The organism is Varibaculum cambriense, assembly GCF_022133705.1.
Classification (GTDB): Bacteria; Actinomycetota; Actinomycetes; order Actinomycetales; family Actinomycetaceae; genus Varibaculum; species Varibaculum cambriense_A.
In genome coordinates this window covers 1-25,389 of record NZ_JAKNHJ010000021.1, presented here as the reverse complement: position 1 = coordinate 25,389, position 25,389 = coordinate 1, and the positions used below count along the sequence as shown (strand labels likewise).

The following is a 25,389-nucleotide window of genomic DNA, read 5'->3' as shown; positions in this document are numbered from 1 at the left end:
CGCGACCTAGTTAGTAGTTAATTACTTGCTGGCTTTCGGGTGAGTCATATCGGCAACATTTAGAGCTTTATCTAAATCTTCCTCACTGATTTCCCCGCGCTCAACAAATCCCAGATCCAGAGCCGATTCCTTGACCGTCATCTTCTCTTTCACCGCGTGTTTAGCGATCTTAGCGGCATTTTCATAGCCGATGTAGCGGTTCAGCGGAGTAACAATCGAAGCCGAGGATTCTGCCAATTCTAGGCAGCGCTCCGGATTAGCCACGATGCCATCCACGCAACGCTCGGCCAGCAGACCGGCGACTGCTCCCAGGCAGTTAATCGACTCTAGCAGGTCGACTGCCATTACCGGCAGCATCACCAGCAGGTCGAAGTTGCCTTGGGCACCCGCGAAAGCGATCGTCTGATCGTTACCGATTACCTGGGCAGCTACCTGCACGGTGGCCTCCGGCAATACCGGGTTGATCTTGCCAGGCATAATCGAAGAGCCAGGCTGCAAATCTGGCAGGGTGATTTCGCCGAGTCCGCAACGAGGCCCAGAAGATGCCCAGCGCAGATCGTTGGCGATCTTCACGAAGGAAACTGCTACTACCCGCAGCGCCCCCGACATTTCTACTAGGGAGTCTTGCGCGGCTTGGGCTTCGAAATGGTTATCTGCCTGACGGAACGGTAGATCCATATTCTCGGCGATCAGGGCAATCACTCGCTCGGAGAAACCTTCGGGAGTGTTAATCCCGGTACCGACGGCAGTTCCGCCCAAGGGTAGCTCTGCCAGGTTCTTTTCCGCGTCCTTTACCCGGTCAATGCCTTTGCGTACCTGCGCGGCATAACCGGAGAACTCTTGCCCCAGCATAATCGGGGTGGCATCCATTAGGTGGGTGCGCCCCGCCTTGACGATGTTTGCAAACTCGTCAGCTTTCTTTTCTAGGCTGTTAGCCAGCTGATCCAGTTTCGGAAGTAGGGCGTGCTCTACGGCCTCGTAAGCGGCGATATGAATGGAGGAGGGGAACACGTCATTAGAAGACTGGGAAGCGTTCACATGGTCATTGGGGTGAACTTTGCTGCCCTTAAATCCGGTTGCCAGGGTAGCGACGACCTCGTTGGTGTTCATATTCGAGGAGGTGCCGGATCCGGTTTGGAAAATATCGATCGGGAACTGGTCGTCATGTTTGCCAGCGATAACCTCTTCGGCGCCTTTAACAATGGCGTCACGGGTTTCGGTATCGATTACCTCTAGTTCGGCGTTAGCAATTGCTGCGGCTCGTTTGATTTGACCGAGGGCTGCAATATGGTGGCTGGAAAGAGTGCGACCTGAAATCGGGAAATTTTCTACCGCCCTTTGAGTTTGGGCTGCGTAGAGGGCGTCCTTAGGTACCCGAACTTCCCCCATGGTGTCATGTTCAATCCGATATTCTTCGCTCACGTGTAGCTCCTTTGATGTTAGTGATAAACGATTACTTAGCTACTAGCCTACCTGGGTTAGGTGCGAAGAACGTCCTAAAAATCCGGGGAAAAGTCTTGAAATTTGCTGCAGGTGTGATTTTAGAGGTGGTAGCCCCTTAGACTGGAAGTAACGACAGAAAGTGGGAGCACCATGAGCAAAGATGCCTCAGACGATAAACCTACCGAGTACCTACCGGGGGGAGCGATGGCAAACGCCTACGTTCCTCGGGGACGTCAGACTAATCGACGGATCACTCGGCAGGTAGCTCAGCCTGATGTTGACAGCGGCGCGCAAAGAAAAATCTCGGTACCGAATCCGCCGGCAGGCGCGCCCTCGGCAGTTCCTGATGCCGCTGCCTTAGCCGCCAATGCTCAAACGGAAGCGATTCCTAAAGCTAATGCTCCCGCCGCAACCAGCAGCGGCTATGTTCCTTCCCATGCGGCAGGTACCCGGGTACTTGACGGATCCGGGAATTCCTATCCGGATTCGGGAGCAGCTACTACCCAGCTGCCTCCGATTGATCCCGCTGCTGCCACCCCGCAGGTAGATTCTTATCCGCAAGGGGTTCCTCCCGCCTACGATCCGCAAGTCGACGCAGAAAAACTACGTGAAGAGCAAGAATACGAGGAAGAACGCGCCGATAAACGCCGCCTGTTGAAAGTAGTGGGAATCGTGACTGCAATTGTGGCGCTGTTAACGGGAGCGGTAGTCGTAGTGGCGCTAATGATTTCCTCTCGACAAGTCTTACCACCGGCAGAGCAAGAAACCACCACTTCCCAAAGGGCTACTACCAGTTCTTCAACTCCGGAAACTACCCGTAGCCAGCCCCAGACGCCAGAGCCAACCTCCAGCGAGCCTTCACAAACTCAAACTACCAGCCGAGAGCCAACGCCTACGAAGACTACTGGCACCACCCGGCCTACTGCGGAAAATCCAACCCCACCAGCCGAACAACCCACCGGAAGTCAGCAGCCTAGCGAGCAGCCTAGCGAGCGGCCCGACCCCAGTGAGAGCAACTCCCAATAAAAGCGAGAGGACGCGCCCGCCTTACCCAAGTAGTTAAAAATAATTGGTAAGGCCGGCGCGCCCTAAGGTACGACGGTTTTACTTAGCGGCTTTACTGGCGCTAACCGCTGCCCCTACAATCCCGGCGGTGTTACGCAGTTCCGCCGGAACAATCGGAGTTTTAATATCCAATAGCGGCAAGAACTTCTCGTGTTTACGAGAAACGCCCCCACCTACTACAAACAAATCCGGACTAAATAGTTTCTCGAGTTCCTGGTAGTACCGGGTCAGGCGCTTCGCCCATTTCTTCCAACCCAAATCATCACGTTTACGCACCGAAGCAGCTGCTCGAGTTTCTGCGTCATGACCATTAATTTCTATGTGACCGAGTTCAGTATTAGGCACCAGCACCCCGTCAATAAACAGGGCAGTTCCAATCCCGGTTCCTAAGGTAGTAAAAATAGTAACCCCAGGTTGATCTTTGAAAACGCCGTATGCTTGCTCTGCCACCCCGGCAGAATCAGCATCGTTTAGAACTGTAACTGGGCGCCCGAACGCATTAGAGAACACTTCCGCTGCGTCACAACCTACCCATTCTTGATCCAGGTTAGCGATGAAAGGAACCAGCCCTCCCGGAAGGGGAGCCGGGAAACAAACCCCCACCGGCACGTCCTCGGGAAGGTCGAAATGAGCTAGGACATCCGCCGAGGTTTTTGATACCGCTTGCGGGGTTGCCGGGTAGGGGGTTTCTATCCGGAAACGCTCCTGGGTTAGCTCGCCGGTCTCTAAATCGACCGGCGCTCCTTTAACTCCAGATCCGCCGATATCGATGCCAAATGCGATAGCCATTTGTTACTCCTTACTAGGCAGAGTCAGTATTTCTGCGCCGTATTCAGTTACCACAACGGTGTGTTCAAACTGGGCAGTTCGGGAACGATCCTTAGTTACTACTGTCCAGCCATTGTTCCATTGTTCCCACTCGATTGTACCTAAAGTGAGCATCGGTTCGATAGTGAACACCATTCCCGGCTCCATTACGGTGTCATAGGAGGGTGCGCAATCATAATGAGGGACAATCAGACCGGAATGGAAGGCCTCTCCCACGCCGTGCCCAGTAAAATCGCGTACCACTCCGTAACGGAAACGCTTCGCGTAGGCGCTGATTACCCGCCCAATAATGTTGATTTCGCGTCCCGGTTTCACCGCTTTAATCCCGCGCATCATGGCGTTATAAGTGCGCTCTACCAGCAGCTCAGATTCTTTATCTACCTGACCCACGCTAAACATGGCGCAGGTATCTCCGTGTACCCCGTCCTTGTAGGCGGTGATATCCACGTTGACAATATCGCCTTCCTGCAGCGGTTTATCATCCGGGATCCCGTGACAAATAACTTCATTTACCGAGGTGCACAGGGATTTCGGGAAACCCATATAGTTTAGGCAAGAAGGGTAGGCTCCCTGAGAAACAATATACTCGTGACCGATTTTATCGAGTTCATCGGTAGTTATACCGGGTCCAATCGCTTTACCTACCGCGGCGAGGGCATCGGCAGCGATCTGTCCGGCCGCGCGAATCTTTTCGACCGTTTCGGCGGATTTGGTATCGGAAGCAGTTACCTTTTCGGGGCCGTCATGGAAAAGGTATTCTGGGCGTTCAATATTTTTAGGTACCTCAAGCTCGGGGCTAATCTGTCCGGCTTCTTGATGCCCCAGCGGGGCACGTTCGGCAAGTTCTTTAAGGCTAAGTCCTGGATATTCATTCATACCGCTATTCTACGCGTTCAGGTAAATGTTCCAGATTTCGAATATCGGATTCCGTGGTTGGGGTAGCTGGGGTGAGGGCGCAGGCAGGCATAGCAGAGGACGCGCAGAAAATGCAGACCAAGCTAGTGAAACTGCATCCGTAGCAAACAAAAATAACAGCAGTGAAAACCCTAGACAGACTCGCGAGCCACGTATTGCAAAATCTGACCGCTGGGGGCTTTGCCTAAATCTAGATCGCCGCCCTCGCGCTGTGCGATATGTATTAACTCTTGATAGGCCAAAGCCGGGGTGTCTACCACCACCGACGCTAGGGGAGGACGGGAAACCTGCCCCGAGGGCGAATCGAATCCCCCAACTACCGAAGCGTCCTGGGGAACCATCTTTCCGCATTCACGCAGGCCATGAACAACCGCCATGGCGGCCATATCATCAATAGCGCAAAACCCATCTAAGCTCGGATGTTTTTGCAGCGCCCCCAACAGATAGGAAGGAATGTTCTCGGGATCTTGGGGAAGCACCAGTTGGGTGGGGGCAGAAAGTCCCGCCGCCTGGCAAGCCATTTGTGCAAAGAAGTAGTAAACGGTTGCGCCCTCTTCCGGATGTTTTCCGCGCCAATGCACGAAAGCCAAGTTACGCCGATTACGGGATGCCAGGGCATCTACCTGGATTTTCACCATTTGGAAGGTCATTAAACTGGTTGGATTTTGCCGATCCTTGCCCTGCGTTAAGGAGTCAAGAACCGTAGCCCCACACTGTTCTAGCTGCTTTAGAGTGTTCTGATCTAAAGGCAGGAGCGGTAAAACTGCCGCGTCGGTTTCCTTAATCGTGGAAATCAGATTTTCCGGATGATCTTCGAGGTGAACGGTGCAAACTACACTAACCCCGGCCTGGGCTAGCAGCACCGTCATGTCGCGCAGCAAAGCAGAGTTAATGGCGCCGATATCAACGCAGGGCACAACGAGATCAACTTTCGTTTTTCCAGCCAGGGTCGCCAAAATGCCTCCTCAATTACAAGTGTGATTCCATTCTACATATTAATGGCGTTCATACCGATAATCTTGGGTTTTTAATGTGCCAAAAGGCGTGAAATCTCTAGGGGGTTCGCTTAGTGGGCGGAAATTAGCCCTGAATTTGCTCGGCAACTAGAGTGTAAGACAAAAGGGAAAGAATTATTTAAGAAAGGTGAACCAGTGTCTGAGGCGACCACACCTATTTCTCCGTTAGATCAAGAGGGGATAGCTCGGGCAGTTGAGGCCGCGAAAGCGGATTTCTCTGCGGCGGGCTCACTAGACGAATTAAAGAGGGCGCGGGGAGCGCACCTGGGGGATAACGCCCCGATCATCCTGGCTAACCGGGAAATCCGCAACCTCGAAAAGAAAGACAAAGCCCAGGCGGGAAAGAATCTGGGCGGCGCCAAGAAACAGTTGCACGCCGCTTATGACCAGCGGCGCTGCGCCCTCGAAAAGGAAAAAGAAGCCCAAACCCTGGCGGCGGAGGCGCTAGACGTAACCCAAGTGGCAAGCCGGTATCCGCAGGGAGCGCGCCATCCCCTGGAAACCTTGATGGAAGATATTTCCGACTTTTTTGTGTCTATGGGTTGGGAAATCGCGGAAGGCCCGCAGGTCGAGCATGAATGGTTCAACTTTGATTCCCTCAACATCGATCCGGATCACCCGGCGCGGCAAGAACAGGACACCCTATATGTAGATGGGCGTTCCTTGGGAGGAGAAAATCCCGGGGATGGCAACTTGGTGTTGCGTACCCACACTTCGCCGGTACAGGCGCGAGTGATGCTTTCGCGAGGAGTCCCGGTCTATATCGCTTGCCCCGGGAAAGTTTTCCGCGCCGATGAACTAGACGCCACCCACACCCCGGTATTTCACCAGGTAGAAGGCCTGGCGGTGGATAAAGGTCTGACTATGGCAGATCTGAAGGGTACCTTGGATCATTTCGCACAATCCATGTTCGGGATGGAAGCGAAAACCCGGCTGCGCCCCTCGTTTTTCCCCTTCACTGAACCCAGCGCGGAAATGGACTTGTGGTTCCCGCAAAAGAAAGGCGGGCCGGGCTGGATCGAATGGGGCGGTTGCGGCATGGTTAACCCAAATGTGCTGGTAGCGTGCGGGATTGACCCTAATGTGTATTCAGGGTTCGCCTTCGGTATGGGCATTGAACGCACGTTGATGCTGCGGCATGGAATCACCGATATGCACGATATTGTCGAGGGCGACGTGCGATTTTCTAAACAGTTCGGTACTACCGGAAGGGGTAACTAGCAATGCCATTTGTAGCGCTTGATTGGCTCAAAGATCACGTCGAGGTAGTGCCGGGCACGGACATCAAACAGCTTTCATATGACCTGGTGAAAGTAGGTTTGGAAGAAGAAGCCATCCATCCCGCAGCAGTAATCGGTCCTCTGGTGGCAGGGCGGGTTTTGACCCTGGACGCCAAAGAACAATCCAATGGGAAAGTCATTAACTATTGCCGAGTAGATGTAGGCGAGTTTAATGACCGTCCCGGGGAAGGCAAAGAGCCCTCCGAACTGCCCAGTCGCGGAATTATTTGCGGCGCCCATAACTTTAAAGTTGGGGATTTAGTGGTGGTGTCGCTGCCGGGAGCTGTTTTGCCGGGTGATTTTCAGATTGCTGCCCGTAAAACCTATGGACATGTTTCTGACGGAATGATTTGTTCCCAGCGGGAGCTGGGGATTGGTGATGACCACAATGGCATTATTGTCCTGGAACAGTTGCTGCCGGAAAAGGCAGCGGCCGGGGAGCTGCCCGCTCCCGGAGAATCGGTGATTGAACTGCTGGGATTGGGGGAGGAAACCCTAGAAATCAATATCACCCCTGATCGCGGCTACTGTTTTGCAATGCGCGGGGTGGGGCGTGAATACGCGCATTCCACCGGCGCGAAGTTTACCGATCTGGGGTTGGCGGAAAACCTTCCTTCCGGGGCAGTCCCGGCGGTCACTGAGGACGGATTTGCGGTTAAAGTCGCAGATGAGGCTCCGGTAAATGGCAATGTTGGGTGTGATCGGTTTGTCACCCGCATTGTGACCGGCATTGATGCCCAGGCGGCGACTCCCGATTGGATGGTGCGCCGTCTAGAACAGGCAGGCATGCGTTCCATTTCTTTGGCAGTCGATGCCACCAATTATGTGATGCTGGATTTGGGGCAACCCCTGCACGCCTACGACTTGGAAAAAGTGTGCGAACCGATTGTGGTTCGCCGGGCTAAAGCCGGCGAAAAGCTAACTACCCTTGATGAGGTAGAGCGCACCTTAGATTTCGAAGATCTGCTGATCACCGACTCCCCGCAGGGTCAGGAAGGCTCCCGCGTGCTGGGTCTGGCCGGAGTAATGGGGGGTGCCTCCACCGAGGTAACCGCCGATACGGTGAACGTGCTGGTAGAAGCGGCGCATTTCCAACCTACCTCGATTGCGCGTACTGCGCGGCGGCATAAACTACCCACCGAAGCCTCTAAACGTTTTGAACGTGGCGTGGACTTCGAGCTGGCGCCGGTAGCTGCCCAGCGGGTAGTGGACATTTTGGTGGAATATGGCGGGGGCACCGACAGTGGGCGGGTCAGCGACCTCAATAACACCGAGCCTTTCCCGGAAATCGTAATGCCGCTGCATGAACCGGCACGGCTGACCGGGGTGGAATATGATCAGGAAACCATCACCCGCCTCTTAAAAGACGTGGGATGTGAAGTACGGGTGGAGGACGGCAAAGTCATTGCCCAGCCGCCCTCTTGGCGCCCAGATTTGACCGGACCGGCGCATTTGGTAGAAGAAATTGCTCGGTTGGCCGGCTATGACACGATTCCTTCGCGCAGGCCGCGCCCGATTGCCGGCCGCGGATACACTCCCAAGCAGCGGGCTCGCCGTGACGTGGGGCGGGCGCTCGCACAAGGCGGCCTGGTGCAGGTGCTTTCTTACCCCTTTATTTCCGAGGACGTGTTTGATAGCGAACTGTTAGGAGAAAAGGATGTGCGCCGCCAGGCGGTGCGGGTCGCGAATCCGCTGGCGGATGATCAACCGTTGCTGCGCACCTCGCTGCTCGATACTTTGCTGGGGGTAGCCCAGCGTAATATCGCGCGTGGTAATGAGCAGTGCGCGATATTTGAGACCGGTTTAGTGACCCGAGGAATGGGAACTGAACTTACCGGTTCCTTCGGGGTGGCGCAAAAACCGGATCCTGACCAGCAGCACGCCCTCGAAAAAGGAGTCCCTTACCAGCCAGAACATATTGCTGGGGTGCTAGTGGGACAGGCGGAACTAGCCGGCGCGCTGGGTGCAGGCCGCTCCTATGATTGGGCGGACGCAGTGGAGTTTGTGCGGACGGTGGCGCAAACTTTGGCGGTACCGATGCGCGTGCAAGGCAAAGATGGACGTCAGCGGGTAACTAACGACAATATGATGGGGGAGCCGAACTCGCCAGAGGCAGTCGCGCCTTTCCATCCAGGGCGGTGCGCCCGGATCGTGGTGCGGGGTGCCTGCGTTGGGTTGGCCGGCCAGCTGCACCCGGCGGTTTGCCGCAACTTTGGCTTACCGGAATCTGCTTGCGGCTTCGAGATCGACTTCGAGAAGTTTACGGCCGCGATGCCGAAGAAAGATTTGCAGGTGAAGCCGGTATCGTCCTTCCCACCCGCAAAAGAAGATATTGCGCTGGTAGTGGAGGCAGATATTCCCGCGGCTGACGTACAACAAGTGATTGAGAAACAGGCGGGAGACCTGCTGGAAGAAGTACGTCTCTTCGATGTTTTCAGTGGCGAACAGCTGGGAGAAGGCAAGAAGTCACTGGCGTTCTCGGTGAAGATTCGCTCCAGGGAAGGCACGCTTAGTGCTAGCGAAATTCAGGCGGTGCGCACCCGGATTATTAAGGCTACTGCGAAGAAGTTTAAGGCGACTTTGCGCGCCTAAGGGGATACTCGTTGGTGGTGATGAGGGTGCAAACGCGCCCTCATCACCGCTAAATATAGAGGCCGAGGACGTTGGAAACAGGGAACACAGGGGTGCCCCGTGCGGGACTTGAACCCGCGACCCACGAATTATGAGTTCGCTGCTACTAACCAACTGAGCTAACGGGGCGAATCTAGCCTACCGGATGGTGGGCAGAATAATGAATTTTGTTTAGGGTGGAGAACGTGACCAACATTTTGCGAAAGTTGCAGGGGCGTAAGCTTCCGGACGCAGTAAAAGCCGTCCTCACCTCCTCGGATAGAGTTTTTGAATTCCTGGAGGTAGCGGAGGATCGTTTCCTGGTTGTGACTATGCAGGCATTAACCGAAGTGGAATCCGGGCAGGTAAAGTCACGTTTTGGCTGGGATGAAGTTTCTCACGTCCGTTGGGATAGTGAAGCTGGCACGCTGCGGATCGTTTTTCATGAGGGCGAAGATTTGGTTCTTACTCCGATTGAAGCTCCCAAACACAACTTTATGGACATTATCCGAGAGGCACTGAGTGAGGCGCAGGTGTTTATTACCCCCCTAGAGCTGCCTTCCGGACAGAGAGTTAGCGCACAGATCTTGCGTGACGATAACCGCAATTTACGTTTACATCCGCCGATATCAAGCTTCAAAAACCCTGATGACCAGCAGTATTTGCGTTCGGTAGTGAGTGAGTGGGAACAAAAATTGGGGATTGTTCTGGGGCAGGAAGATTAGGAAGTTTTCGCCCTCTCACGGTAGGCTTATTCAAGTCGATCCCCCATAGCTCAACGGTAGAGCATTCGACTGTTAATCGAAGGGTTACTGGTTCGAATCCAGTTGGGGGAGCTCAAAACCTCAGTGCTTACCGGCACTGAGGATTTTTATTTTAGCGGCACGTAGGGGTGTTCGAGGTTAATAGCAATAGAACGTAGTTTCCTCATAGCGCATGAGACTTACGTCCATTGAGGGATGCTGCTCAGTCTGATAAGATTTTAATCGTTTGCCCTGGTGAGTTTGGTCACCGCTAGTGGGCACTCCAAATTTCAAAGTTGAGGGTTGAGATAGGTCATTGAGGGGTGACCTAAAGGAGATTTACGAGCAATGAAGCAGCATGCCGCAAAACTAACTGCTACCGGATTCGCTTTGGCGTTGGCGGGAACTCTGCCGGCCACGGGGATCGCGCAAGCCGCTCCCGAGCCTACCGGGCCCGCTGATCGCACAGGTACTGAACAGCAAAACCAGCAAACCAATCCGAAAATTCAATCGGAAAAAAACCTGGAAGCCGCGAAGAATAGCGCCCAAGAGAGCGCAAATAAGGCCGCGGATGCGGAAACTAAAGCGCAAGTAGCTGCGAAGAAAGCGCAGGAAGCTGCCGAGCAATCCGGAGAAAAGTCTGCGGCCAGCGAAAAGGCGAAGCAAGACGCCCTCGATGCCCTAGCGAAAGCGCAGAAAGAGAGCGCGCAAGCGGCAAGTGATGCAGCCAGCCTGCTTGAAAAAGCCAATGAGAAGAAAACGGCTGCCGAGAGCGCCGCAAAAGCTGCGGGTGAAGCCGTAACCAAAGCCGAGCAAGCAAAGGCGGAAGCAGATAAAGCAGTCGCGGATAATCCTGCCCCCGATGCTGGACAGCTGCAGGCAGCCAAAGACAAGGTAGCTGCCGCCGAAAAAGCCAAGCAAGAGGCAGACGCCAAAGCGGCCGCAGCACAAAAAGCGCTGCAAGACGCACAGGCAAGCGCGCAAACTGCGGCTACGAATTTGCAATCCGCCACGGAAACGGTCAATCAGACTACCCAAGCAAAACAAGATGCCGAAGCTGATGTACGCGCCAAGGAACAAAAAGTTAGCGAGCTAGAAGCCAAAGTTAAACAGCTGAGTGAGGACGCCGAGCAGGCCTTAAAGGACGCGCAGGCAGCGGTAGAGGCAGCTAAAGCACAGGTGACGGCAGCTAAGAACAATGTTGAGCAACGGCAAATAGAGCTAGAAAAAGCGCAACAGGCAGTCCCGGCTGCGCAAAACGAGCTGCAATTGAAACAGGCAGCAGTTGAGCAAGCTCAGAAAGATAAAGTTGCGGCAGACCAGGCAGTGCAGGCTGCCGGGAAACAGGTAAAAGCCGCGCAAGCAGAGCAAAGTAAAGCTGAGGCGGTTTTTGCGACCCGCCAGGGTGAAACTGCGGCTGCCAAGAAGGCTGCGGATGAGGCTAAAGCTGCACAAACTAAAGCAGAAAAAGATCTCGAAGAAGCGAAGACTAAGAAACAGCAAGCCGACGCAGCGGTAAAAGCAGCCGAAGCCGAAGTAGCGAACGCGGAAAAAGCGGTGAAAGAAGCTGCCGAAAAATTCAAGAAGGGCAGCTTTGGGTTCTTTGAAAGTGTAGGGGCAGCGGATGCTCTTGAGATTTTGAATGATAAAACCACTACCGCTGACGATGGCACCTTGGTTAACGGCACTTTGAAACCCGGTGCCCCGGACGACACTACCAATTTAGACAATATGAAAGAGGCCATCGCCTGGGTACGGGTAGTTAATCAATATCGCGCCAAAGGTGGACGCAATGGCGAAAAGCTTGACGATTACGTGATTACTGACCGCTTAATGGCGATTGCTCAAGCGCGAGCTAACTGGTCGAGGTACCAGATTGAGCACTCTGGTGCTTTTGGGGTGGCAGAAAACTTAGCGTGGGCTAAAAGCGATCCGGTGGCCAGGTGGTACGCCGAGAAATCCATCTATGAAGAAGCTTTGAAACAGCACCCCGATATGGCGAATATGTCCTCGTATCAGATTTATCAGAAGTACCCCAGCATATATTTCGATATAGGGCATTACCTCAATATCGTAGGTCACTCTACTGCCACCGGTTTTGCGGGTGCAGCAGGTGAGGGGATTGAATATGGAGCTGTTTGGGGCGAAGTCTATAGCGGAGTCAGGCAGGGAGAAAAAACCTATACCGTTGATGAATACGAACAACGGTTTATGGAGTACTACAACTCGGTGACTACCGAGGGCGCAAAGCAGAAGCTAGCGGATGCGAAAGCAAAACTGGCAAAGTTGCAAGCAGCGGCAAAGACTGCCGGTGACAATATAACTACAGCTGAAGCAGCGGTAGCAGAGGCGGAAGCTAAAACTCAGGAAAAGGATAATGCCTGGAAGGATGCCCAAAGCAAAGAAGCTGACGCCGCTGCGGCTCTAGAAAGCGAAAAAGAAAAGGTTGCGGCGGCGCAGAACAATAAGCAGACTGCCGAGGGTGTGGCTAAGGAAAAAGAGCAGGCGGTGCAGACAGCTACTCAGGCCGCTACTGACGCTAAGAGCGCCCTCGAGAATGCTAAGGCAGAATTAGCTACTGCGCAGAAAGCCCTGGAAACGGCAAAGCAGGACGTTAAAGACAAAGAGGCAGCGCAACTAGAGAAGGAAAAAGAACTAGAAGAGCTGGCTAAAGGCACGGCGTTAGGAAATGCCCAGCAAGAGTTGTCCGAGACGAAAGCAGCTTTAACCCAGGCTAAAGCCAAAGCTCAAGCAGCCGCCACCCAGCTGGAAACGGCGACCCAGGCACTCCAACAGGCACAGGCAGCGAAAGAGGCTGCAGATACTGCGCTAGAGGAGGCGACAACCGAAAATCAGCAAGCTGCAGAGACTGCCAACCGGGCTGAAAGCGAGCGTGCAAACGCGCAACAGGCGCTAAATCCACTTGTCGAGCAGCAGATAGCTCACGATCAGGCGGCTGGAAAGGCGCAAAAGGCGGAGCAAGACCTGCAAGCGGCCGAAGCTATCGCCGCCAAAGCTAATAAAGAATTGCAAGCCGTCACTAAGGTGGCGGACGACCTGCAAAAACAAGCGGAAGCCAAGCAGGCACTAGCGGATAAACTGGCGGCTATTGATGGTGAGCAGGCTTTGAAAGATGGCCTGCCCGCTGGGGACAGCGACCTAGACAACCTGGGATTGCCCGCTTCCTTTGCTGCTTATCGCGATGCGGCTACCGCTGCCGAGGAGGCGCAGAAAGCAGCAGATGAACTAGCGAGACTGGCTCAAGCTGCGCAAGATATCTTGGAGGAAGCCACCGCGGCTAATCGGGAAGCTCAAGCTCAGCTGGCAGCTGCCCAGGCAGTCTACGAACAATACCATCAGGTGCAGGCAGCCAAATCAGCCAATGGGCAGAGCAAGTTCTTGCCGGGAACCAAGTTCCAGGTACGTTTCACCGGTTTTAGTCCTAATAGTCAGAACCACGTCATTATGCATTCAACCGTGGTTGACCTGGGGGTACATCCCGCGGTAGGAAAAGGCGAATTTATGGTATCCGTGCAGGCGCCACGGGAGCAAGGTGTACACACCATCACCGCTACCAACGAATGGGGTGAGCGCGCCAGCTTCCAATTCGAAGTAGGGGAGAAACTACCGGCGAAACCCAAGGGAAAGAAAACCATCAAAACTGTCGTAGTTAAAGAGGTTAGCACCGTCAAACCGGCTGCCGGGAAACCGGCGGCCGGCGAGCAAATGGCAGTGACCGGGGTATCTATGACTTCCCTGTTGGCGTTGAACTCGCTAGCGGTAGTCACCGGAGTGGGACTGGTCGCCGCCAGCCGTCGCCGATCCCAGGAGGTCTAGGAAGCCAAACCTCCCTAAGTAATTAAAAGTTGTCCCCGGGCTTAGAAAGCCCGGGGACAACTTTTACTCAATTAACTAGCCGGAAAATACGTAGCTAAAAATGAGAGATAAAAGTAGTTTAAATTAAGAACCTATTTCAGTAGCCAAGTAGCCGTGGCTTCTTTATCTATGATGTTTCCGAAGTAGGAAATGCTGGCAGCGTCAGGTTTGACTGGAACAATCCCGGTCACGGTTCCACCGGCTTTTAAGGATCCGTCACCTAGGGGTTCTTCGTCTAGAACCGGAATTTCGGGATCTTTCATATTTCCCGAATCAGACGTTTGCTTCCAGTCAAACTGGTTGTAATCTACTGGTTCAGACCCGGTATTTTTGTAAGTAACCGTAACAAGCAGATATTTGTCGCCAACCTGATCAGTCTTTTCTTCTTTCGAATCAACCGATATTTGTAAACCGTTATCTAAAGTAACAGCTTTTCCGATAGCCAGCTTGCTGTTGTCGACATTTTTATCGGTCTTCTTGGAGTCTCCGGCAGCGGCTTTGCCCTCCTAGAATCCGCCTGTCGCACAGTTGGCGAATGGGGGGGGCTGTTAGTCTTTACCCATGGAACATGAACTCCCCAAACCTAACCCCAAACCTAAGCTGGATTCACCAGAAAAACCGGAGAGGCGCGCACCTCAAGCCGCGGGGATAGGTAATGCGATAGATGCTCAGGACGTGGTGAAACTCTACGGCAATAACCTTGCTTTAGACCATCTTTATTTGCAAATACCGGCTGGCTCATTTTTCGGGCTGGTAGGTCCTAATGGGGCTGGAAAATCCACGTTTCTGTCTATCGCTACCGGTCTTTTAGAACCCGACAGAGGCACAGTTTTCATTAATGGCATCAGTATGTGGGACGAACCGGTAGCGGCAAAGGGAGCGTTGGGGGTATTACCCGACGGGATGCATATGTTTGACCGTCTCAGCGGGATTGAACACTTAACATTTGTCGCTCAGCTGCGCGGTCTTGATAAACAGAGTGCAATTCAGCGCTCCCGTTCACTTTTGCAAACATTTGAACTGCCGCTAGATAAAAAGAAAACGATAAGCGAATACTCAACCGGTATGCGCAAGAAAATCGGTTTAGCTTTAGCGCTGGTAACCTCCCCGCGCCTAGTGGTTTTGGACGAACCTTTTGAAGCGGTCGATCCGGTTTCGGCAAACACCCTACAACAAGTGTTAAAAGAATATGTGAAGCGAGGGGGAACAGTAGTGTTATCTTCCCACGTGATGGCGACCGTGGAATCGTTGTGTACCCATGTGGCAGTGATTAATCAGGGTCGTATTCTGGTATCCGGAACCACCGAAGAAGTCGCGGCAGGGCAAGACCTCAACTCGCGCTTCCTACAGCTAGTAGGGGGACATCAGCAACGCGAAGGAGACCTGTCATGGTTGGGACGTTAATCCGGCTAAACCTGCGTTTGCAAACCAAACAGTTCACTAAACAGTGGTGGCGAATAGTCCTCGGTGTCCTAGCTATCATCTACGTGGCATTTATATTACTTGGGGTGGCAACCGGGTTTTGGCAAGCAGGTCAAGCAGGGCTTACCGCTCCGATTCAAATCTATTACGCGCTGCTTATCGTCCTGGTGTGGATGATGATGGTATCGGCATCGGTAGCTGGTGAGCAAAGCCTGACTCCCCAGGCTTTAAGCCCCTATATTGGTCCGACCCGGCGCGCCGCTTACGGGCTGCTCGCGGCTAATATCGTCAGTGTTTCCTCTTGCGTAGTTTTCGTTATCTACGAGGTGTCGCTGGCGGGGTGGCTAGCCGCCGGTAGCCTTGGTGCGAGTGTGCTTACCGTTCTAAGTGGGCTGCTAGGGGTATTTTTGATTGCAGCGTTCACTCAGATATTGCAAACTCGGCTGGTATCGCGATTAACTGCGAAGCGCGCTAGCTCTCGCCAGCTTTTTACCGCTATTGGGGTGATGGTGGTAATCGCCTTGGGATACTTGCTGGTGACTACGATTCCGCATTGGTTTGCTGATAGCGGTGGCGCAACCGCGTTTTTCCCGCTGCTGGTGCAAAAGCTGACCGGAAGTACAGCACAGATTTTTTGGTATTTCTTGGCACTTACTCCGCTTGCTCCTTTCCTGCTTGCCCCTTTCGTGATGGCTCACTTTTATTGGGGGCTGGCACTCTCCCTCGCCTCTACCTGCTTTTATGGGGTTCTAATCTTGAGGGCGTGGCCGAAGGTTTTTGCGAACGCTCTAATGGGGCGAGGGCGGGTTTTAGCGGAAGTATCCGCTGCCAAGAACTTAGATGCGTCCTTTAACGAAAATAGTGAGGACGAGTGGAGGATTCCTCTGTTAGCTCGAGTGTTACCCCTGTCGCCGGTAGGACAGATTCATTGGGCAAGAATAAGTTATTACCAGCGAAAAGACCCGCGCCAAATTATTTCCCTATCTTCGATACTGTATGTGGCAGTTATTTTTGGGATTATGTTGTGGGCAAACCATCCCTCGGGAGAAATGGTTTTTTGGGCGTTAAACGGAACTATCTTGCTGGTAGCGGTGACAGCCGCAACTGCGCTGCTGAATATGTGGTCCAATGATTCTTCCGCCTACTGGTATCAGATTATTGCCGGGGTTGCCGGTAAAACTGACAGAACCGTGCGTGTTGGGGTTCTTGCTAGCTATCAACTTCCGGTGATGGTGGCGATTACTTTGATTTTTGGTTTCGCGCTAAAAATGGACACCTCCGCAATTATGAAATCTGCCATTTTAGCCTGCTGCTACCTGTTAGTGGCTTTGGGCGCAAATTCTTTGATTTCTGCGGTGGTTACTATCCCCGGTCCGGCACCGGGACAGTCGGCTCTGCGTAATAATTCGGGCGGAAGCGGAAAATCTATGCTGGCTGCCATGGCATCCTCAATGGCGGCGTTATTGCTGTGTGCTCTCCCTTCGGGATTAATTGTGTTGGTCTGCGTCCTTTTGGATACCTCTTGGGTTTCGCTCTTGATAGCTGCCCTCATTACCGCTGCGGTGCTGGTGGGGGGAATCTACGGTGGCGGAAAACTGTTAGAACGCTTCCAGGTGCGCAATCTACGCCGAGTGATGGCGTGGCCAAAACATATATATAGCGGGGAGTAAACTAATAACGCCCAGATAGGCGTGATTTGCCGCGTATGGGGTGGCGAAATAAAAAACTTCGCGTATTTTTCTGTCACTTTGGCATTAGAACTGGTGAGAATCGCTAACAACCACCCTAAAAACTGACATAAATAGGGGTTAAAACCTGGTCTGTTGGCGGAGATGGAGGGATTCGAACCCTCGAGGGGCTATCCACCCCAACTCCCTTAGCAGGGGAGCGCACTAGGCCACTATGCGACATCTCCAATGTCAAAGCACCCCCATAGTTTAACGGACAGCAAGGTTAGCGGCAAAAACTGTTCGCGTGCATCCGGTCACTAGCTCCCTTATCCCAGTTGTTTACCTAGTAAGCCGTTGTCGGGGCGCTCGCTTTCAACAGGTAAAACGCCGCACTTTACTCTTTAAAACCCACCTGCAGCTGGCGTCGCTACGCTTAAAGCGTGGAAAGCTGCGGGCAGTATTCCAATAGAGCTAGGCTAAATAAGCAGGGATATAGATTGCAAGGTTTGAGGAGGTAGTTTTGTCGCGCACATTTACCTCCTTCAAATACCACAACTATCGGATCTGGTGGCTATCTAATATTTTTGCTTCCACCGCCACCTGGATGCAACGAGTCGCCCAAGACTGGGTAGTGTTGATGGTGCTTACCGACCAGTCCGGCTTTGCAGTCGGGGTGGTCACTGCGTTGCAGTTCCTGCCCCAATTGTTGCTGTCGATACCGGCGGGGATGGTGGCTGACCGCTTCAATCGGCGCCGCATTATTCAGATCTGCCAATGCGTAGTTGCCCTCTGCGGGCTCCTAACTGGGATTTTGCTACTCACGGGAGTCGCCGCTCTCTGGCATATTTATATAATCGCCCTGATAACCGGGGTTGCAGACTGCCTAACCTCCCCAGCGCGGCAAGCTTTCGTATCCGAACTGGTAACTAAAGAAGACCTGCCTAATGCGGTGGGGCTAAACTCGACTGCCTTTAACTCGGCACGTCTGATCGGTCCGGGACTTGCCGGATTTGTGATCGCTGGTATCGGGCCGGGCTGGGTTTTTATCGCCAACTTCGTCCTCTTTATCGTTCCAGTTCTCGGCTTGGCGCTGATGGATCCTGCCCGGCTTTATCGCCCGGAAAAGACTTCTCGCACTAAAGGAATGATGCGGGAAGGGCTGCGTTATGTCCAAAACCGTACCGACATTAAAGCGATTATCGCCATTCTTACGGTAGTGGGGGCCTTGGGGTTAAATTTCCAGCTCACCCAAGCGGTCATGGCTACCCGAGTGTTCGGTAAAGGTGCGGGTGAATATGGGTTATTGGGCTCGATTATGGCGATTGGAGCTCTGGCGGGAGCCCTGCAGGCTGCCCGGCGGCGCCAGCCCCGAGTGTTCACCGTAGTGGTATCAGCCGTACTATTTGGAGTTTTAGAGGGCGCGCTCGCGTTAGCTCCCACCTATGAGGTGTTTGCTCTGTTACTTATCCCCACCGGATTTGTAATGTTAAGCCTGCTTACCAGCGCTAATGCTGCTATTCAGATTTCCACCGATGAAGAGATTCGGGGCAGAGTTCTGTCTATCTATTTCCTCTTCTTCCTGGGGACCACCCCGATTGGGGCGCCAATAATCGGTTGGGTAGCTGAACATTGGGGGCCGCGTTGGTCACTAGGGGTGGGCGCCATCGCGTCCTTGCTGGTTGCGCTGATAGTGGGGTTTTGGCTGTGGCGACATTGGAAAGTAGACGTTACCCTGCGCGCCTCCCGCCCCTTCGTCAGCATCGAAGGGCCGCGCGAACGAGCGATGCGGCGTCGGAAGGAACGCGCTGAACGGCAGCGGATTATGGATAACCAGTCACGCGACACCGGAACCTAGAAGGTATCGGTTCCGCCATTGATACTGCTTTCGCGGTCACAAAACGCGAGAATACGCAGGTGTGGTCATACTTCTTGGGTTACTCTTCCTCTTAGCAGTTTTTCCTGCGGTTCCACTTTGTTAACCAATAGGTAACCTTAGGTTGTTAACTTCCAGGTGAAAGTTAAAAATTCTCATCTGAAGGGAGTTAATCCCGTGGCTAAAACTGATATGCCCCCAACAGAGGCCGAAGCACCTTTGGGACAGCTGACTTTTTTCCAAAAACTGGCGAAAAGAGATGTGTACTGGCATTTGGCTTTCGGTGGCCTGCTTTTGGGTAGTGCCATTTGGTTCATTTTTTGGGCTTTCGATTATGTAGGAGAAACTGATCAAGCGTTACTGCTAGTAATCACGATCGCCTTCGCCGTATTCATGGCCTTTAACATTGGCGGTAACGATGTGGCCAACTCCTTTGGAACCTCCGTCGGTGCGGGCACTCTATCAATGAAACAAGCCCTAGTAGTGGCCGCGATTTTTGAGGTGTCCGGGGCAGTAATTGCCGGGGGAGAAGTAACCGATACGGTGCGTTCCGGAATCGTAGACCTATCGGCGATCTCAAATCTGCAGGCTATGGACTTTGCGCTAATCATGGCGTCTTCCCTGCTAGGGGCGGCAGTATGGCTGCTGTTAGCGACCCGTATGGGTTGGCCGGTGTCTACCACTCACTCCATTGTGGGTGGCATCGTTGGGGCCGCCCTCACGGTAGGATTTACCACCCACACTGGAGGTTGGAACATGGTGCAATGGGGAGGTATCGGGAAAATCGCGATCTCCTGGGTGCTGTCCCCGGTACTGGGTGGGGTAGTGGCCTATATTTTGTTCAAATCTATTAAATCCTCGATCCTGGTTTACAATGAACGCGCCGACCAGCGTCTACGTGAAATCAAGCAGGAACGTGCAGACCTGCGTACTCGTCATAAGGCCTGGTTTGAGCGGCTCAATGAAATCCAGCAGGTTTCCTACACCAACGCGATGGTACGTGACGCCACCACCATGAATATGGGGGACTATGATCCCTCTGACCTGGAATCTGATTACTTCAAAGAGCTAGAACGGATCAACCGCGAAAAAGATGATGTTAATGCCCATAAAGCTCTAGATACTTGGGTGCCATTGTTGGCGGCATTTGGAGCGATCATCATTGGTTCTCTCATGCTGTTTAAAGGGCTGGATAACCTGGATATCAGCCTATCTATGTTGGGGAATGTCCTGATCCTGACAATGTTGGCGGCAGCAGTTTGGATGGCAGTATTCATTTTTGCCCGTTCCCTCAAGCGGCGTGATCTTTCCCGCTCCACCTTCCTGTTGTTCTCTTGGATGCAGGTATTTACCGCTTCCGCGTTCGCTTTCTCGCATGGATCGAACGATATTGCCAACGCTATTGGTCCGTTCATCGCGGTGCTAGACGTCTTGCGAACCGGGGGGATTTCCACTGAGAGTGCTGTCCCGGGAGCTGTTATGCTCACCTTGGGGATCGCGCTGATTGCGGGGCTGTGGTTCATTGGCCGCTACGTTATTAAAACTGTCGGTTCTGGGCTTACCGAAATGCACCCGGCCTCGGGATTTGCGGCAGAGCTTTCAGCTGCGGCGGTGGTTATGGGATCTTCACTGCTGGGACTGCCGGTTTCTTCCACCCATATTTTGATTGGTGCGGTGCTCGGGATTGGGATCGTGAACAAAGCGGCAAACTGGTCTTTAATGAAACCGATTGCATTGGCTTGGGTGATTACCTTGCCGGCAGCGGGGGTTATCTCCGCGATCACGGTCAGCGTATTGCGGGTCATTTTCTAAACCGGTAGTTACCCCTACTTGGCCAGGTACCCCGAGGTTCGTCCTCGTAGTGCCTGGCCAAAACGGTTTTCTAGAGGAAGATGACACCGTAAATACTGCCGTCAACTAGTGCCCCCGAGACGATTCGAACGTCCGACACCCGCTTTAGGAGAGCGGTGCTCTATCCCCTGAGCTACGAGGGCGCAAGGCGGCCGTCAGCGCCTCAGCCAGTCCAGGATAGCACTGGTTTACTGGCCTCAAAATTGCAGTCAGGTTTATCGAGGACGAATCGAGACGTGACAATTGTCGTTTTCGCTATCTTAGGGCATGGCAACCAGGGCAAACCCGCACTTTCGCGTATGGTGGCATCGTGAGCTTTAACCCGGAAACAGAGATGACCACAGCGGAAAACGTCACTAGCGAGGCCGCCGCGGAACCAGCGGCAGCTAAAAGCCGTAAGCAGCTGGTACAAGAGATGCTGTCGCATTGGAACGCCAACTTAGAGCATACAATCGCCGAAGAGACCTCCTCCGGCTACCTGGAGCTGTCTGCCGCCCACCCCGGGGGGTTAGCTCAATTATATGGAGGGCGTCCGACTCGGTTATCTAATCTGGTACGCGAACCGCGTGCCCTGTCCCATTGCCGGATTCGGGCTCGCGAAGTATTGTCCGCTTCCCGAGACCGCGAATCCCGTTATGGTAGCGCGCCGGTTTATCTGGCGATCGGGACTGCCTCCTGGCGACAAGGCGGCACATTAGGAGCCGCCTGGGAACGCGCCGCGAGCAAATCCGCGTCCTCGACCACGAAAATGTCGGCAACCGCTGCCACGGCAGTGAATGCAGAAAGTGACCTCTCTAGCAGCGAAGATACTGCTCAGGAGCAGGCTGCAGACAGCGCGGTTTACGATATTGAAAAAGTACGTGCCAGTGAGTCGCGCACTATCACCGGACCGGCATTACTCTGCCCGGTAGAGCTGTCTTTAACCGCTGATGAGGACGTGCTGATTACTCTAGATAGTGCGGTAGAAGTCTGGCCGCCGCTGGAAGCAGCGCTGCGAGAAAAGGGCGAGCAGGCGGAAATCGTTTCCATTCTGCAAGGTCTGCAAGCAGAAGTAGCTTTTAGCCCCACCAATGCGCTACACGAATTGCGACGCCTGGGATTGCGGCATCTGCTGGGATTTGACCTCTACGATTCGCTCACCGTAGGGCAATACCTGCATCCTCTCTCCAATCTGGTCAAAGACTTTGCGCTCAATCAAGATCTACTGGAACAGTCAGACGTGACAGCCGCCCTTTGCGGAGATGTAGAGGCCGCTGGAAAGGTGCTTTCTCCGCTACCGCAACCCGTGTTGACCGACCGGGATCCCCTGGCCGAGCATGGGATAGGGGATTTGGATCCCGCGCAGCATAACGTGCTAGATGCGGTGGCTTCCGGGGCAAATCTACTTCTAGATGCACCTCCGGAATCGGAAAAGACTTCCACGGTGGCAGCAATATTAGCTGACGCTGCCAGTGCGGGGCGCACCATTGCCTATGTGCCAGGCGCGCGGCGTCGTCTCCAACAAGTGTTGGGGTATTTGAATCGTCTGGGGCTAGAGAGCCTCACCCTGGATTTGTCCAGTCGCAGCCGGTGGCGCGACCTCATCCCCGCCAAGTTACTGGAATCTCTAAACGCTCCTGAAGAATCAGAAGATCCGGCAGCTGACGAAGCCACTATAAAGATGCGTAACGAACTAACGCAGGTGCGCTCTCAGCTGGGTGGCTATATGGAGCAGCTGCATCGTAAACGCGACCCCTGGCAGGTGTCCGCCTATGATGCCTTGCAGGTGCTGGCAGATTTGACTTCTATGAAGCCCGGGCCGCGCACTAAAGTACGTTTTGACCTAGAAACTTTGCATCGGATTGCCTCCGATGGTGCGAAACGTGCCCAAGAGTTACTGGCACAAGCTGCTAAAGAAGGAATCTTCTCCCAGACGCGGGCAACCAATCCGTGGCATTCGGTGGTAATTTCTTCCCCCGAAATGGTTGACACCGCAGTAGAGGGGGTCAACCAGTTAGCGGGACGAATGTTGCCGCAGGTGCGTGCGGATATTGATCGCGCCCAGAAAGAAACCGGCCTGCTGCGTGCCAAGAACCTGAACCAATGGCATGACCAGTTACGCATGTTAGATGGTCTGCGCGAAGCCATGGATGTGTTTAAGCCCCAGATTTTCGAGCGCTCAGCTGCTGATATGGTGATCGCCACCGCGACCAAGAAATGGCGTAAAGAACGCGCACTCAATATGAAGGAATCCCAGCGGCGACGCCTGATAAAACAGGCCAAAGACATGGTGCGGCCAGGACGAAAAGTAGAAGACCTGCATCGGGAACTGATTCGGGTGCAACAGCAACGCCGGATTTGGCGCGAATACTCTCCCGCTGGCGGCTGGCCGGTATTGCCGGGGCGCCTTGACCAGATGCAAAAAGCTGAGGAAGCGCTGCGCGGCCATATCACGCGCTTACAGCCGTTCTTCTCCACTGGATTCGGCGATCTAATGCAAATGCCACTAGACGAGTTAGCCAGTTTGCTTGATAACTTGTCCCAAGATGAGCAAGGAGCCGAGCGCCTGCCGCAACGGGTAGCGATCCTGAAAGAGCTTCACGATTTAGGTCTCGACGAATTGGTTGATGACCTGCGAGAACGGAGAGTTCCTTTCGATTTGTTGCGTGCAGAGCTTGACCTTTCCTGGTGGGCATCAGCATTGGCAGAAATGCTACGTCTAGATGACCGTCTGGCTCATTTTGATGGAGAACGTCTCGCCGAGCTATCTGCGCGGCTACGGGAACTGGATCTTGCTCAGGTGAACTCGCTGTCGGAACAAGTCTTGCGCCAGGTGCGTCACCAGGTAGCCAAACTGGTAGGCACCCAGTCTGAAACGGTCTCAGACCTAGAGCAAGTGTTGAAAGATGCCCGCAGCGATCTGCCGGAAGTGATCGGGCAGTTCCCGATTGTGGAGCGCCTGCGCCCGATTCGCGCGATTCCTCCGGTGCTGGTACCGCAGATTCTTGGTAATGATCACCCCGTGGATTTACTGGTACTGGACGGAGTGGAAAACACTGACTTGGCGGAAGTCATTCCCGCGATTGCGAGAGCCAAACAAGTGGTAGTCGTAGGGGATGTGCGCCGCAGCGAGCAAGGCACCATCTCGGAGTTTGCGGGGATATTCCCGCAGCTCACCGCACCTCCTACCCGATCTCGAGTAAATGAGTGGGTGGCATCGTTCCTGGCCGATCACGACTATGGGCGAGACGTAATGCCGGTGACCGTACCGCGCCCCTCCCGCCCGGTGACTTTGACAGTAGTCGATGGACGTGGAATGCCTGCCCCCGGTGCCCAATGCGTCGAAACCTCTTCCCAAGAAGTTGAAGAGGTAGTGCGACAGGTTTGCTTGCACGCCCAGACCCAAAGCAAAGAGTCTTTGGGGGTGGTAGCTTTGACGGTCAAACATGCCCGGCGAATCAGTGCCGCGATCATGAGTGAAGTCGCTCGTAACCCACAGTTAGATAAATTCTTGGGTAGTCAGCAAGAAGAACCCTTCGTGATAGTAGACGCAGCTGGTGCAGCAGGTTTGCGCCGTGACCACGTGATTTTATCGGTAGGGTTCGCCAAGACTCCTCACGGCCAAGTACTTCATGACTTCGGAGTAATCTCGGCAGCAGATGGTACGGCGCTACTGGTAGACGCGGTTTCAATGGTGCGTAAAGAACTATCTCTGGTGTCGTCGATGGCACCGGAAGCGATCGACCCGCAACGGCTGCATCATCCGGGCTCCCAGATGCTATACGATTTGCTGCAGGCTGCCCGAGCCGAAGCCCAAACTGTAGGGCCAGTTGAGGCCGCGCAGGCGATGGGGGAGGAAGAATCTCAACCTGATCGGTTACTACTTGATCTCGCCGAACGGCTCTATTCAGTGGGGCTGACCGTGATTCCCAACTTAGGGCCCAAGAACGGTATGAGGATCCCCCTAGCCATCGGACACCCGGACTATCCCGATGAACTGCTGGTGGCGGTGCTGACCGACAACCCCGACTATGTCGCCGAGAAATCTTTACGGCGGCGGGAACGTCATTGGCGGCAACGACTCAAAGAATACGGATGGGTGGTTAGCATCGTCTATTCCACCGCGGTATTTATGGATCCGGCCGTACAGGCTCAGCAGCTACTAGACTTGGTGGTGGATGTGGTTGAGGAACGCAAAAAAGCGCAGGCACAGCGCCAAGCAGTGGCAGCTCCCGCGCCAGCTGCCTCCCCTGCGCCCGCGGTAGCGGTAGCGCCACTTCCGGCTTCCTCTCCCGTTTCGCACGAGGCAACAGGTGAAGAACAGCGTAGTGTAAAGCGTCCCGCCATCTCCCGAGGATTGCCTCTAACCGCCTACGGTGATGACCAGCTAGATGATCTGCTCGCCTGGATTCGTTCGGACGATAAAACTCGCAGCGTGGAGGAAGAAGTAGATCTGCTGTTTAATGAGCTAGGTTTGCAGCGCCGAGATGGTCAGGTGGAAACGATACTGAAGAATGTCGTCACCCGGAACGCTTAACCATGAAACATCCGGCCGCGCGTAGCTACTCCGAGGTTGACCGGCAGCGCATCCGCGAAGGTAAACCTACCTCCTGGCAGGAAAGTGCAGATCGGACCGCGGTTCAAGGCGAGCGCCGAGCAACTGCTAATCAGCACCCGGAAATAGACTACCTATCCGAAATGCCCCCGCATTGGCGCGAGCGTAACCAATAGTCATCATTTGGGTTTTCTTGTAGTTCCCGCGTGGAGCCTGGGTTTTTCCTCCCGCCCAAGAAATTCGGAAAACGTAGCGGCGTTTTC

The 25,389-nt window shown here is 53.9% G+C and carries 15 protein-coding genes and 4 tRNA genes; 11 read left to right on the top strand and 8 right to left on the bottom strand.

Annotated features, from left to right (window positions below; genetic code table 11):
* Positions 1-21 precede the first annotated feature (21 nt).
* A complete protein-coding gene (locus L0M99_RS09150; RefSeq protein WP_024058146.1) occupies positions 22-1,422 on the bottom strand; it encodes a class II fumarate hydratase in 1,401 nt (466 codons plus the stop codon).
* Between the two features lie 171 nt (positions 1,423-1,593).
* On the opposite strand from L0M99_RS09150, the gene L0M99_RS09145 reads away from it, so the two are divergent.
* Complete coding sequence (locus L0M99_RS09145) at positions 1,594-2,469, top strand: hypothetical protein (RefSeq protein ID WP_024058147.1); 876 nt, start codon at positions 1,594-1,596, stop codon at positions 2,467-2,469.
* Positions 2,470-2,547: 78 nt separating this feature from the next.
* Here the strand turns inward: L0M99_RS09145 and ppgK are convergent, their stop codons facing one another.
* The 3 genes from ppgK to L0M99_RS09130 form a co-directional block, all read right to left on the bottom strand.
* Positions 2,548-3,297, bottom strand: a complete 750-nt coding sequence (gene ppgK / locus L0M99_RS09140) for a polyphosphate--glucose phosphotransferase (RefSeq protein ID WP_024058148.1) — start codon at positions 3,295-3,297, stop codon at positions 2,548-2,550.
* Positions 3,298-3,300: 3 nt separating this feature from the next.
* The gene (map, locus tag L0M99_RS09135; protein WP_024058149.1) at positions 3,301-4,212 is read right to left on the bottom strand and encodes a type I methionyl aminopeptidase; all 912 of its coding nucleotides are present in this window, start codon (positions 4,210-4,212) and stop codon (positions 3,301-3,303) included.
* 170 nt (positions 4,213-4,382) lie between these two features.
* Positions 4,383-5,207, bottom strand: a complete 825-nt coding sequence (locus L0M99_RS09130; RefSeq protein WP_238128404.1) for a substrate-binding domain-containing protein — start codon at positions 5,205-5,207, stop codon at positions 4,383-4,385.
* Positions 5,208-5,402: 195 nt separating this feature from the next.
* Between L0M99_RS09130 and pheS the strand changes: the two genes are divergently transcribed.
* Together pheS and pheT are read left to right on the top strand one after the other, a co-directional pair.
* Positions 5,403-6,488 (top strand): phenylalanine--tRNA ligase subunit alpha, encoded by a 1,086-nt coding sequence (gene pheS, locus L0M99_RS09125; RefSeq protein ID WP_024058151.1) that lies wholly within the window; start codon positions 5,403-5,405, stop codon positions 6,486-6,488.
* Between the two features lie 2 nt (positions 6,489-6,490).
* Positions 6,491-9,139, top strand: coding sequence for a phenylalanine--tRNA ligase subunit beta (pheT, locus tag L0M99_RS09120; protein WP_024058152.1), 2,649 nt, complete (start codon positions 6,491-6,493; stop codon positions 9,137-9,139).
* A gap of 93 nt (positions 9,140-9,232) precedes the next feature.
* Here pheT and L0M99_RS09115 read toward each other — a convergent pair.
* Positions 9,233-9,307: transfer RNA gene (locus tag L0M99_RS09115), tRNA-Ile, on the bottom strand.
* Between the two features lie 56 nt (positions 9,308-9,363).
* Between L0M99_RS09115 and L0M99_RS09110 the strand changes: the two genes are divergently transcribed.
* The 3 genes from L0M99_RS09110 (at position 9,364) to L0M99_RS09100 (ending at position 13,737) form a co-directional block, all read left to right on the top strand.
* Positions 9,364-9,882 (top strand): hypothetical protein, encoded by a 519-nt coding sequence (locus L0M99_RS09110; RefSeq protein ID WP_024058153.1) that lies wholly within the window; start codon positions 9,364-9,366, stop codon positions 9,880-9,882.
* 39 nt (positions 9,883-9,921) lie between these two features.
* Positions 9,922-9,993, top strand: a tRNA-Asn gene (locus L0M99_RS09105).
* Positions 9,994-10,248: 255 nt separating this feature from the next.
* On the top strand, positions 10,249-13,737 hold the full coding sequence (locus L0M99_RS09100) for a hypothetical protein (protein ID WP_238128403.1): 3,489 nt from the start codon (positions 10,249-10,251) through the stop codon (positions 13,735-13,737).
* A 131-nt stretch (positions 13,738-13,868) separates the two neighbouring features.
* Here the strand turns inward: L0M99_RS09100 and L0M99_RS09095 are convergent, their stop codons facing one another.
* Positions 13,869-14,180, bottom strand: a complete 312-nt coding sequence (locus L0M99_RS09095; RefSeq protein ID WP_278611511.1) for a DUF4352 domain-containing protein — start codon at positions 14,178-14,180, stop codon at positions 13,869-13,871.
* A 157-nt stretch (positions 14,181-14,337) separates the two neighbouring features.
* On the opposite strand from L0M99_RS09095, the gene L0M99_RS09090 reads away from it, so the two are divergent.
* The gene (locus tag L0M99_RS09090; protein WP_238128402.1) at positions 14,338-15,180 is read left to right on the top strand and encodes an ABC transporter ATP-binding protein; all 843 of its coding nucleotides are present in this window, start codon (positions 14,338-14,340) and stop codon (positions 15,178-15,180) included.
* Positions 15,165-16,868, top strand: coding sequence for a hypothetical protein (locus L0M99_RS09085; protein ID WP_238128401.1), 1,704 nt, complete (start codon positions 15,165-15,167; stop codon positions 16,866-16,868). The genes L0M99_RS09090 and L0M99_RS09085 overlap by 16 nt, the downstream gene beginning before the upstream one ends.
* A 154-nt stretch (positions 16,869-17,022) precedes the next feature.
* On the opposite strand, the gene L0M99_RS09080 is transcribed toward L0M99_RS09085, so the two are convergent.
* Positions 17,023-17,113 (bottom strand) — tRNA-Ser (locus L0M99_RS09080).
* Positions 17,114-17,388: 275 nt separating this feature from the next.
* Here L0M99_RS09080 and L0M99_RS09075 point away from each other — a divergent pair.
* Both L0M99_RS09075 and L0M99_RS09070 read left to right on the top strand, forming a co-directional pair.
* Positions 17,389-18,723, top strand: coding sequence for an MFS transporter (locus tag L0M99_RS09075; RefSeq protein ID WP_238128400.1), 1,335 nt, complete (start codon positions 17,389-17,391; stop codon positions 18,721-18,723).
* Between the two features lie 195 nt (positions 18,724-18,918).
* Positions 18,919-20,553, top strand: coding sequence for an inorganic phosphate transporter (locus tag L0M99_RS09070; RefSeq protein ID WP_238128399.1), 1,635 nt, complete (start codon positions 18,919-18,921; stop codon positions 20,551-20,553).
* A gap of 109 nt (positions 20,554-20,662) precedes the next feature.
* Here L0M99_RS09070 and L0M99_RS09065 read toward each other — a convergent pair.
* A tRNA-Arg gene (locus tag L0M99_RS09065) sits at positions 20,663-20,735 on the bottom strand.
* A 191-nt stretch (positions 20,736-20,926) separates the two neighbouring features.
* Between L0M99_RS09065 and L0M99_RS09060 the strand changes: the two genes are divergently transcribed.
* Complete coding sequence (locus tag L0M99_RS09060; RefSeq protein WP_238128398.1) at positions 20,927-25,108, top strand: DNA helicase; 4,182 nt, start codon at positions 20,927-20,929, stop codon at positions 25,106-25,108.
* The last annotated feature ends 281 nt before the right edge of the window (positions 25,109-25,389 follow it).

Coding starts and splice junctions, on each gene's coding strand:
- L0M99_RS09145 (WP_024058147.1), top strand. CDS start 1,594: ATGAGCAAAGATGCCTCAGACGATAAACCTACCGAGTACCTACCGGGG.
- ppgK (WP_024058148.1), bottom strand. CDS start 3,297: ATGGCTATCGCATTTGGCATCGATATCGGCGGATCTGGAGTTAAAGGA.
- map (WP_024058149.1), bottom strand. CDS start 4,212: ATGAATGAATATCCAGGACTTAGCCTTAAAGAACTTGCCGAACGTGCC.
- pheT (WP_024058152.1), top strand. CDS start 6,491: ATGCCATTTGTAGCGCTTGATTGGCTCAAAGATCACGTCGAGGTAGTG.
- L0M99_RS09100 (WP_238128403.1), top strand. CDS start 10,249: ATGAAGCAGCATGCCGCAAAACTAACTGCTACCGGATTCGCTTTGGCG.
- L0M99_RS09090 (WP_238128402.1), top strand. CDS start 14,338: ATGGAACATGAACTCCCCAAACCTAACCCCAAACCTAAGCTGGATTCA.
- L0M99_RS09085 (WP_238128401.1), top strand. CDS start 15,165: ATGGTTGGGACGTTAATCCGGCTAAACCTGCGTTTGCAAACCAAACAG.
- L0M99_RS09060 (WP_238128398.1), top strand. CDS start 20,927: ATGACCACAGCGGAAAACGTCACTAGCGAGGCCGCCGCGGAACCAGCG.